This window comes from Paenibacillus solani (assembly GCF_050475945.1).
Classification (GTDB): domain Bacteria; phylum Bacillota; class Bacilli; order Paenibacillales; family Paenibacillaceae; genus Paenibacillus_AQ; species Paenibacillus_AQ solani_A.
Genome location: NZ_JBCMXJ010000001.1, coordinates 145,656 through 155,316 on the forward strand (window position 1 = coordinate 145,656; position 9,661 = coordinate 155,316).

The window sequence follows — 9,661 nt, forward strand, 5'->3', positions numbered from 1 at the left end:
GCTATTCTGGCCCGCTGCTCCTCTTCCCATTCGATTACATTTAATTAATTAATGGTAATCCTGCAAAGTTCACTGCAAAATGTTCCGCTTGTACTATATGCACAGGCTTGGCCATACAATTTAATAATCAAGATTCGTTAAGGAGGATGATTTATGGAACCGATCCGACAAGCATTCACTTTCAGGATCACCAATCCAATTCTTTCAGGACTTTTGTATTCTTTCTTTTGGATGTTTCTCGGCGCATTGGTGTTGTCCCTGCTTCTATGGGGCAGCGGGCTGGCAGAGGATGATTTATCGTTCTATACGTTTCTTGTACATGCCGTCTCAGCCTTTTTCGGTGGCTGTGTAAGCGGGAAACGCGCCGGAAACAAGGGCTGGTATTACGGCTGCCTCACCGGCCTGATATATGGCATTACGCTGCTCGTTATTGGTTTTCTTGCCTTGGACAGCTCCTTGGCTCTTGGGGATATGACTCTCATGGCTACGGTTTTCGGAGCTGGGGCCATTGGGGGAATGTTCGGGGTTAACTTAAAAAAATAATCTTTAGGGGAATGCTCCCTCTCATGCTAAACACAAAGGCTGACTCCCTTAGGGAATCAGCCTTTGTGTTCGCGATTACATTCCATATGTAGGTGAAACGTAATTATGCATCTGCATTTACGCTGTGGCTTATAGAATTGCGGTCGAATGTCAACTTCGTTACGTCGTTAACTTTCAGAACCACGATGTCGTCGGTAATCTCTACGATCGTGCCGTGAAGACCTCCAATGGTAACCACTTTGTCGCCCTTTGTCAAAGCGCTAAGCATGGCGTTTCTGGTCTTCTGTTTCTTCTGCTGTGGACGGATAAGCAGAAAATAAAAGATAACAAACATCAGAACGAAAGGCAGAATCAATCCCAAAATGCCGCCTCCGCCTTGACCTGTGCCAGCTGCTAAATCAAATGAAGTTCCAAACATATCTTTCCCCCCTTTCACAATCTTATCATGATGGTTACAACTTTGTTTTAGAACCCTTTTTCATTATCATGAAGGCCGTACTTATCAAAAAACTCATCGCGGAAATCAAGCAGACGGTCTTCCATAATACTTTGGCGCACATTCCGCATCAAATTTAACAAGAAATGAAGATTATGGTATGTTGTCAATCGAAGGCCAAATGTTTCGTCACTCTTGATCAAATGGCGCAGGTACGCGCGTGAGTAGTTACGGCAGGTATAGCAGTCACATTCCGGATCCAGCGGTCCATAATCCCTGGCGTATTGAGCATTTCGAACGACAAGACGGCCCTGACTTGTCATCGTCGTCCCGTTGCGGGCAATCCGCGTCGGAAGCACGCAATCGAACATATCCACACCACGAATCGAGCCTTCAATCAAAGCATCGGGTGATCCGACTCCCATCAAATAGCGAGGCTTGTTGTTCGGCAGCAAGGGCACCGTGTAATCCAGCACTTCATACATAAGCTGCTTCGATTCTCCCACACTAAGTCCACCAATAGCATAACCCGGGAAATCCATGGAAGTCAAATCACGAGCGCTCTGACGGCGTAAATCTTCATGCATACCGCCCTGCACGATGGCAAACAAGGCTTGATCTTCCGGTCTAGCGTGACTCTTAAGGCAGCGTTCAGCCCAGCGAGAGGTTCGCTCGGTGGATTGTTTGACGTATTCATACTCCGCCGGATAAGGCGGACATTCATCAAATGCCATCATAATATCGGACCCGAGGGCGTTTTGGATCTCCATCGCAACTTCAGGGGAAATAAACAGTTTATCGCCGTTCAGATGGGAACGGAAATGTACGCCTTCCTCCGATATTTTTCTCATTTCTGCCAAGCTGAACACCTGAAAGCCGCCGCTGTCAGTCAAGATTGGACGGTCCCAGTTCATGAATTTATGCAGTCCGCCCGCTTCCTTGACGATGTCATGTCCCGGACGAAGGAACAGATGATACGTGTTGCTCAATATAATCTGGGCATCCATCGCTTTAAGTTCTTCCGGGCTCATGGTTTTTACAGTGGCCAAAGTTCCTACAGGCATAAATGTCGGCGTTTCGATTACGCCATGAGGTGTATGCACTCTACCGAGCCTCGCACCCGATTGTTTGCATGTTTTAATATGTTCATAAGTAACAGCTGCTGCCATTGTGATATCCAACCCCCGAGGTTTAGTAGATAAACATCGCGTCGCCAAAGCTGAAGAATCTGTACTCCTTCTCAACAGCTTCCGCGTACGCCTTCATAATGTGTTCACGTCCAGCCAGCGCACTGACTAACATAACCAGCGTGGACTTTGGTAAATGGAAATTCGTGATCAGTGCATCTACCACGGTAAACTTATATCCGGGATATATAAAGATGCCTGTCCAACCGCTGCTCTCACGCAGAGGCTCGCCATTTCGCTCCGACCCAACCGTCTCCAGCGTTCTGCAGGAAGTAGTTCCTACGGCGATCACCCGACCCCCACGCCGCTTGGTTTCATTCAGCAGCTCTGCCGTCTCTTGAGAAAGAGAGTAATACTCTTCATGCATGACATGGTCCTCAACCTGGTCCACAGACATCGGACGGAAAGTTCCCAGTCCCACATGCAGGGTTATAAAGGCAATGTCCACTCCCTTGGCACGGATCTGTTCCAGGAGAGTCTCCGTAAAGTGAAGACCTGCCGTCGGCGCTGCTGCAGATCCTTCATGCTTCGCATATACGGTCTGATAGCGATCACGATCATCCAGCTTTTCCTTAATGTATGGCGGAAGGGGCATCTGGCCGAGCTCATCCAAGATTTCTTGAAAAATCCCTTTATACGAGAAGGACAAGGTCCGAGCGCCCATTTCTCCTTCTTCCTCAATGACCGCTTTTAGCTTCCCATCTCCAAAGGAAATTACATTTCCTTTCTTTAACTTCTTGCCGGGCTTCACAAGTGCTTCCCAGCGGTCCTGTCCTATACTCTTCAGCAATAGAACCTCTGCCTTAGCACCGGTATCTTCCTTCTCACCGAATAATCGAGCTGGAATGACTTTCGTATCATTCAATACGAGCGTATCTCCCGGATTCAAGCAGTCTATGATATCTGCAAACGTCTGATGGCTTAAGTGTCCGTTCTCTTTGTTAAGCGTGAGAAGTCTTGAAGAACTTCGATCCAGCAGTGGCGTCTGCGCAATTAATCGTTCAGGTAATTCAAAATCATACAAATCCACATTCATATCGGTCAGTCCTTCGTTATAATCGTGTCGCGGTAATAGTGTTGGAGTATCTGCTTGTAATCATACCCTTCGTCTGCCATCCCTTTGGCACCCCATTGTGACATGCCCAGTCCATGGCCGAAACCTCTGCCGGTAAATTTAAAACCGGGTGAGTTTTCAACGACACGAGCTTTCCCCGTTCCATTCATCACAACGGTACCGGAACCTTTAACGCTCCCATTTCCGCTGCCTGAGATGACGGATACCGTTTGTCCGCTTGTAACCGTTGATACCGCACCATTCGCGCTCAATACAGTATAACTTCCGGTCGATTCAATATCAAACAATGTACTCGGAAGACCGTTAAAAGCAGAGCGGAACATATCGGGATATTTTACGTCAAGCCCTTGGCCGTTGGCTTTAACGGTTAGCACACGTCCAGACGGACCACGCTCCGTAACATCCAGCGTAGTTATGGAAGCGGGCAGGCTATTCGTGGTTTTCCCTTTGAGGGATGCCAGCAATTGTTCCGAAGTATAGGGCCCGCGAACCCAGTCATAGCTGTTGGATTCCGCCACTTTCTCAAGGACAACAGCCGTATCTCCCGGATTCATTTTGCCTACGGGCTCAACATTCGATTGGATCAGCGGCAGTGGGCGTACGTTGGTATCCTTCGCTGTTACCGTCATATAAGGAAGCCCAGCCGATGTTTTGTTGCCGGTTTCTTTCACATTGTCCTCACGCACATAACCTGTATTGCCATTCGACAGAAGCACATGATACCAGGATTTAAGCGCTGCCTGAGATGAAGAATCCCCAGGGCTCTCCACCGCAGCAAACAGATCGTTGCGGTTCCCCCACACCTCTGTGGAGTCCGCCGTCATCCCTCCGCTGTTGGAAGCAAACACGGTTTCCACGATTTGGCCATTTTTCGTGACCACTTCGCCCTCGGTTGCATCCACTGCCTGAATAATGCTCGGATACTCATAGGCTGTCCCATAGTAGGCCTGACTTAGTGTGGTATCCACAACATGAGCTACTTCGAACTTATTACCTTGGAACAATGCATAACTGCGTGCTGCTACGGCCTGAGCCTTCAAAGCTTCGGCTCCCCATGATGCCGACATCTCCGCTCCGACGACGGAGTAAAGATACTCCTGAAACGGCAGTTCATTAATAAGATACAGTTGACCATTCTTCTGACCGATTTCCAGAACACCCCGATAGGTTCGATCAGAACGTTCCTTAACATTCGTTGCAGCACCGTTTCTCCCTTCAATCCGCAGGATGGATTGATCACCTGACAGCATATAATGCGCTGCACTCTGAGGATTGGCCAGGTTCAAACTTACATCGTTTCTTAGGATTAAACCCGGTGTATTCGTACTCAATTCAATCAGAGCACCGGATACCTGGGCTGCTTCGCTCTTGAGGACAGCCAAATCAGCTGTGTTCGCAGCTTCGCCTACCCACACCTCATAAGCGTTAGTCCCACCATTCGGCACTATGACAGTGAATGCGTCCAAGCCAGCATCTGCATACGACTTCCGCACAGTTTCCGCCTCAACCTCAGATCCGTACGATCCGGCTGATAGATGAAGCCCTCCTTTTACGGAAGGAGTTTGACCATTCAGATAAGCAGCTGCTGTTTTCGATGCCCTGGCAGCAGCATCCCTAGCCGCTTTCTCAGAACCGTATATACCGACATAAAGTTTATACACCTTGCCGTCTGCAAACAGCATCGGCTTGTCACTCGTCGCTTGCAGTTTATTAGCTGCATCGGAAGCCGTTTTCCAATCTGTGGTCTCCAGAACCTTGACACGGAATGAATCCACGCTCATGCGGGCCTGCTGGTTTGCAGGAATGCTCACAAGTGATTGCTGCGCACCCGGGGCAGATATCGACACTGCCAACTCCTCCCCGGATTTTAGCGTAACTGCATTGGTTGTTGATTTATACTGGCTGCCCAAGTCCAAAAACATCGCAACTCGAATGCTATCTAATGCAGGAGCAGCCGCATGCACGGTCGGTGCACTCCATAAGCTACCGGCGATCGCCAACGACAGAAGCCCCTTGGTCGTCCAGCAGAATAATGATTTTGTCCAGTTTCTGTCCATTTTACGTCGTTCCTCCTACGGGTTTAAAAGTATGAATGGGTAATCATAACGAACTATCGACGGTCCTCCGGAAAAGGAATGCCCAGATGCTGATAGGCTGTTGGCGTTACAACCCGTCCTCTCGGTGTACGTTGCAAGAAACCGATTTGTAGAAGATAGGGCTCATAAACATCTTCAATCGTCTGACTTTCTTCTCCAATGGTTGCAGCTATCGTATCAAGTCCCACGGGACCTCCGCGGAAGCTGCTTATCATGGCGTTCAACATTTTGTGATCAATAAAATCCAGACCCATCGGATCGATTTGCAGCATCTTCAGCGCTTCCTGAGCGATGGTAGGCGTGATCATACCATCGCCTCGTACCTGGGCATAATCACGCACCCGTTTTAAGAGACGATTGGCAATACGAGGAGTCCCCCGTGATCTTAGAGCAATTTCTTCTGCAGCCTCTCCCAAAATTTCGATCCCCAACAGATCGGCATTGCGTGACACAATGTAACTCAGCTCGTCCACCGTATAAAATTCCAGACGGCTTACGACACCAAAACGATCCCTCAGCGGCGCTGAGAGCAAGCCAGCCCGTGTAGTGGCACCAATTAAAGTAAACGGCGGCAGATCCAGACGAACCGAGCGTGCGCTCGGCCCTTTGCCGATCATTATATCCAGCGCAAAATCCTCCATCGCCGGATACATCACTTCCTCAACCGTTCGATGCAGTCGATGGATCTCGTCTATAAACAGGACGTCTCCTTCCTGCAGATTGGTCAGAAGCGCCGCTAAATCTCCCGGACGTTCGATTGCCGGACCGGACGTCGTCCTCAAATTAACGCCAAGCTCATTGGCGATAATATTGGCCAGCGTCGTTTTGCCGAGTCCCGGAGGACCGTAAAGCAACACGTGATCGAGCGCCTCACTGCGCATTTTTGCTGCTTCTATATATACCTTAAGATTTTCCTTAACTTGATTCTGTCCTATATATTCAGCCAAATAACGTGGACGCAGGCTAAGCTCGACCGCCTGTTCATCCATCATCAGGTTAGCAGAAATAATTCGATCGTCCATCTATAAATCTCCTCTCTGCAGCGTCCTCTAGCCGACAAACAGCTGCTGCAGTGCCCGTTTCATCAGTACATCGACGGATTCACCGCTTGCCGTCGAATTCTTAATCTTAAGCCACACCTTATCCAGCTCACTGTCCGTATAACCAAGTGCCTTCAATCCTTCACGTGCCTCGGACCACGCTGAGCCGCCATCCTCCGCTTCAGGTTCCTGAACAGCAAAAAGCCCTGTCATCATCGCTGCATCGCCAAATCCCTCCAGCTTATCCTTAAGGTCCAGGATCATGCGCTGCGCTGTCTTTTTACCGATGCCCGGAAGCTTAATCAAGAAGGATACATTCTCCTGATAAATTGCAGAAACCACATGCTCTGGTGATCCTCCGCCCAATATGCCTAAAGCTACTCGCGGACCGATTCCCGAAACTTCAATCAGTTTGCGAAACAATTTCTGCTCTTCCCGCGTTGGAAAACCAAACAGCAGGATAGCATCCTCACGAACATGATGATGGGTAAACACCGTAATGGTTCCCTCAGTTTTGGCAAAGGCATACGGATTCGGGCAGAATACCCGATATCCTACCCCTTGAACATCCAGTACAATATATTCACTCTCTAAGTGGACAACCTGTCCCCGTAAAAAATCGATCATTTTCGCAATACCTCATTTAACTTGGAATTAAGTGTATAGGAATGTGCGTGGCAGATTGCCACGGCCAGTGCATCCGCCACATCGTCAGGTTTGGGAATGCTCTGCAGCTTCAAGAACATCCTGACCATTTCCTGTACCTGCTTCTTCTCCGCCTTACCATAGCCGACAATGGCTTGCTTCACCTGCATTGGCGTGTATTCCGCAATAGGAAGCCCCTGCTGGACTGCTGCAAGGATAAGAACTCCTCTCGCCTGAGAAACGGACATTGCCGTGGTCACGTTGCGATTAAAGAATAATTTCTCGAAAGCGACAGCGTCAGGTTTATACTTATCAATAAGCTGCGTCATACCTTCATACACATGATGAAGCCTCTCTTCATCCGGCGTATGTGCTTCCGTCTGGATACACCCATACTGCACCGGTGTGACTTTACTTCCAATCTTATCTATAAACCCGAATCCCACAATCGCGATGCCCGGGTCGATTCCTAAAATGCGCAAACCAATCTCTCCTCTGATGAAGCGAACATATGTATCGTTCTCTCATTATAACAAAAGATCGACCTTAAATGAGGAAAAACTTTGATCCTTTACGGACAGTTGTATATCCCTTACCTTGAGCCACCTTAAGTAACTTGTACGAGCACAAAAAAACTGCCCGAATGATTCCGGGCAGCTCTACTCCTGTCTCCAATGTTTTTATGGATTGGGGTTCATGACATTTTCAGCCATATCTCGTGCATAGTCACTAAAAGTTGATAAAACACTGTTAAATTCGTCCATATCCTGGACACGAATGCCTTCCTCAAGCTGTTTGAGTACATCTTTAGGCAATGAGGACTCCATCGAACCAATATCCAGTTGGAAAAATGTCTTCATCACTTTCTCTTCTTCCGGCGGGCCATCAAATAGTGTTAAGTTACCATTGGCATCCATGCTGATATAGGCTTGTCTCTTACAAGTCGGCGAAAGGTCAGAAACATTTTGCTCTAGCCAGACCTCACCTTTTTTATCCAAGCGACCCTGCCATAAAGGATTTTTATTCATCATTTCATAAATACCATCCGCAGTAAGCTTACCTAAATCCTGCTCTTCAATGCCACATACGTAAGTGATCCGGACATGAACACGTTTCTTTCCTCTTGAGGCATTCAGCTTCTGCATGAATGCTCTTTGATCCTGCATTCGCTCTTTTTGTTTATGATCCTCGATTTGCAAATAATGCATCGTCTCTAAAGCCAAAGGTGTTTCATCGGATGCGGCTGTGAGCAGCTTCTTGGTCTGCTCTTTAATATTCTGAACGGACCACAACGAGGCGCACACAATCAATACAATAGCACAAGACCAAATCGCACGTCTCCAGCGTCTCCAACGTTTTCTGAACAGTTTCTTAAAGAAATGAAAAACACTCAAGGCAATCCCCTTCTATTCAATGTTTTTCATATTGTGACCGAGACACTGCCAAATTATTCAGCCATTTGATTTTGAGAGATGACATCCACTCCAGATTGAATCAATAAAAAAAGACTGCTTTCAAATGAATGAAAGCAGTCTTTCGTGAATCGGGATGACACGATTTGAACATGCGACCCCCTGGTCCCAAACCAGGTGCTCTACCAAGCTGAGCTACATCCCGTTAATAAATGCCGGTGAAGGGACTCGAACCCCCACGGTTTCCCTCACGATTTTGAGTCGCGCGCGTCTGCCAATTCCGCCACACCGGCACAGTAAAATTACATTTATAAACAAGTATACATTTTTAAAAAAATGGCACGCCCTGAGAGATTCGAACTCCCGGCCTTTTGATTCGTAGTCAAACGCTCTATCCAGCTGAGCTAAGGGCGCATAATGGAGCGGACGACGGGAATCGAACCCGCGACCCTCGCCTTGGCAAGGCGATGCTCTACCGCTGAGCCACGTCCGCAAAACAATACATATACCGTTTTTAAAATCTATTGGTAAAGATGGTGAGCCATGAAGGACTCGAACCTTCGACACCCTGATTAAAAGTCAGGTGCTCTACCAACTGAGCTAATGGCTCTTACTTAAATAATAAGAATGGCGGAACTGACGGGATTCGAACCCGCGATCTCCTGCGTGACAGGCAGGCATGTTAGGCCTCTACACCACAGTTCCACGAGGCATTATCGCCTGAGCGATAGTAATTGGTTGCGGGGGCAGGATTTGAACCTACGACCTTCGGGTTATGAGCCCGACGAGCTACCGAACTGCTCCACCCCGCGTCATTAAAAGGGTTGCTTGTATGGGGTCCCCTAAAAGTAATCGGAATTTTGTGCGAAGCATGAGCTTCACTTTTTGGGGATGAATTATGGTGGAGGCTAACGGGATCGAACCGCTGACCCTCTGCTTGTAAGGCAGATGCTCTCCCAGCTGAGCTAAGCCTCCATATCTGGTTTAAAGATAAAATAAGTGGTGACCCGTAGGGGGTACTCTCACTTCGTTCGAGACTGTGAAGCCTACGCTTACGAAGTTATCCTCCGACGAACCGACGGGATTCTCATCCCCTGATGCAAGTAATAATAGTGGTGACCCGTAGGGGATTCGAACCCCTGTTACCTCCGTGAAAGGGAGGTGTCTTAACCCCTTGACCAACGGGCCGTATATAAAGTCCTTGCTGGCGGAGAGAGAGGGATTCGA

Annotated in this window: 9 protein-coding genes and 9 tRNA genes; 1 reads left to right on the plus strand and 17 read right to left on the minus strand. The window is 48.3% G+C overall.

The features are described 5' to 3' along the window. The first annotated feature begins 153 nt into the window (after nucleotides 1-153). Complete coding sequence (locus tag ABEQ74_RS00890; RefSeq protein ID WP_430118498.1) at nucleotides 154-543, plus strand: TIGR04086 family membrane protein; 390 nt, start codon at nucleotides 154-156, stop codon at nucleotides 541-543. A 103-nt stretch (nucleotides 544-646) separates the two neighbouring features. On the opposite strand, the gene yajC is transcribed toward ABEQ74_RS00890, so the two are convergent. The 17 genes from yajC to ABEQ74_RS00975 form a co-directional block, all read right to left on the minus strand. Then, on the minus strand, nucleotides 647-961 hold the full coding sequence (yajC, locus tag ABEQ74_RS00895; protein WP_430118500.1) for a preprotein translocase subunit YajC: 315 nt from the start codon (nucleotides 959-961) through the stop codon (nucleotides 647-649). A 47-nt stretch (nucleotides 962-1,008) separates the two neighbouring features. Further along, nucleotides 1,009-2,148, minus strand: coding sequence for a tRNA guanosine(34) transglycosylase Tgt (gene tgt, locus ABEQ74_RS00900; RefSeq protein ID WP_430118502.1), 1,140 nt, complete (start codon nucleotides 2,146-2,148; stop codon nucleotides 1,009-1,011). A gap of 22 nt (nucleotides 2,149-2,170) precedes the next feature. Further along, a complete protein-coding gene (queA, locus tag ABEQ74_RS00905; RefSeq protein ID WP_430118504.1) occupies nucleotides 2,171-3,202 on the minus strand; it encodes a tRNA preQ1(34) S-adenosylmethionine ribosyltransferase-isomerase QueA in 1,032 nt (343 codons plus the stop codon). A 5-nt stretch (nucleotides 3,203-3,207) separates the two neighbouring features. Then, nucleotides 3,208-5,298, minus strand: coding sequence for a SpoIID/LytB domain-containing protein (locus ABEQ74_RS00910; RefSeq protein ID WP_430118506.1), 2,091 nt, complete (start codon nucleotides 5,296-5,298; stop codon nucleotides 3,208-3,210). Nucleotides 5,299-5,351: 53 nt separating this feature from the next. Continuing rightward, the gene (ruvB, locus tag ABEQ74_RS00915; RefSeq protein ID WP_430118508.1) at nucleotides 5,352-6,359 is read right to left on the minus strand and encodes a Holliday junction branch migration DNA helicase RuvB; all 1,008 of its coding nucleotides are present in this window, start codon (nucleotides 6,357-6,359) and stop codon (nucleotides 5,352-5,354) included. 27 nt (nucleotides 6,360-6,386) lie between these two features. Beyond that, a complete protein-coding gene (gene ruvA, locus ABEQ74_RS00920) occupies nucleotides 6,387-7,004 on the minus strand; it encodes a Holliday junction branch migration protein RuvA (protein WP_053489363.1) in 618 nt (205 codons plus the stop codon). Beyond that, on the minus strand, nucleotides 7,001-7,504 hold the full coding sequence (gene ruvC / locus ABEQ74_RS00925; protein ID WP_430118511.1) for a crossover junction endodeoxyribonuclease RuvC: 504 nt from the start codon (nucleotides 7,502-7,504) through the stop codon (nucleotides 7,001-7,003). The genes ruvA and ruvC overlap by 4 nt, the downstream gene beginning before the upstream one ends. Before the next feature lie 198 nt (nucleotides 7,505-7,702). Further along, nucleotides 7,703-8,416, minus strand: coding sequence for a BofC C-terminal domain-containing protein (locus ABEQ74_RS00930; RefSeq protein WP_430118513.1), 714 nt, complete (start codon nucleotides 8,414-8,416; stop codon nucleotides 7,703-7,705). Nucleotides 8,417-8,565: 149 nt separating this feature from the next. After that, a tRNA-Pro gene (locus ABEQ74_RS00935) sits at nucleotides 8,566-8,639 on the minus strand. 8 nt (nucleotides 8,640-8,647) lie between these two features. Beyond that, nucleotides 8,648-8,727, minus strand: a tRNA-Leu gene (locus tag ABEQ74_RS00940). A gap of 44 nt (nucleotides 8,728-8,771) precedes the next feature. Next, nucleotides 8,772-8,848 (minus strand) — tRNA-Arg (locus ABEQ74_RS00945). Nucleotides 8,849-8,852: 4 nt separating this feature from the next. Next, nucleotides 8,853-8,927, minus strand: a tRNA-Gly gene (locus ABEQ74_RS00950). A 41-nt stretch (nucleotides 8,928-8,968) separates the two neighbouring features. After that, nucleotides 8,969-9,044: transfer RNA gene (locus ABEQ74_RS00955), tRNA-Lys, on the minus strand. An 18-nt stretch (nucleotides 9,045-9,062) separates the two neighbouring features. Beyond that, nucleotides 9,063-9,139: transfer RNA gene (locus tag ABEQ74_RS00960), tRNA-Asp, on the minus strand. 30 nt (nucleotides 9,140-9,169) lie between these two features. Further along, nucleotides 9,170-9,246 (minus strand) — tRNA-Met (locus ABEQ74_RS00965). Between the two features lie 87 nt (nucleotides 9,247-9,333). Then, a tRNA-Val gene (locus ABEQ74_RS00970) sits at nucleotides 9,334-9,409 on the minus strand. Between the two features lie 138 nt (nucleotides 9,410-9,547). Next, nucleotides 9,548-9,622: transfer RNA gene (locus ABEQ74_RS00975), tRNA-Glu, on the minus strand. Between the last annotated feature and the right edge of the window lie 39 nt (nucleotides 9,623-9,661).

What these genes read in the sequence shown, in the direction of transcription:
- tgt (WP_430118502.1), bottom strand. Translation starts at nt 2,148, where the DNA reads ATGGCAGCAGCTGTTACTTATGAACATATTAAAACATGCAAACAATCG.
- queA (WP_430118504.1), bottom strand. Translation starts at nt 3,202, where the DNA reads ATGAATGTGGATTTGTATGATTTTGAATTACCTGAACGATTAATTGCG.
- yajC (WP_430118500.1), bottom strand. Translation starts at nt 961, where the DNA reads ATGTTTGGAACTTCATTTGATTTAGCAGCTGGCACAGGTCAAGGCGGA.
- ABEQ74_RS00890 (WP_430118498.1), top strand. Translation starts at nt 154, where the DNA reads ATGGAACCGATCCGACAAGCATTCACTTTCAGGATCACCAATCCAATT.
- ruvA (WP_053489363.1), bottom strand. Translation starts at nt 7,004, where the DNA reads ATGATCGATTTTTTACGGGGACAGGTTGTCCACTTAGAGAGTGAATAT.
- ruvB (WP_430118508.1), bottom strand. Translation starts at nt 6,359, where the DNA reads ATGGACGATCGAATTATTTCTGCTAACCTGATGATGGATGAACAGGCG.
- ABEQ74_RS00910 (WP_430118506.1), bottom strand. Translation starts at nt 5,298, where the DNA reads ATGGACAGAAACTGGACAAAATCATTATTCTGCTGGACGACCAAGGGG.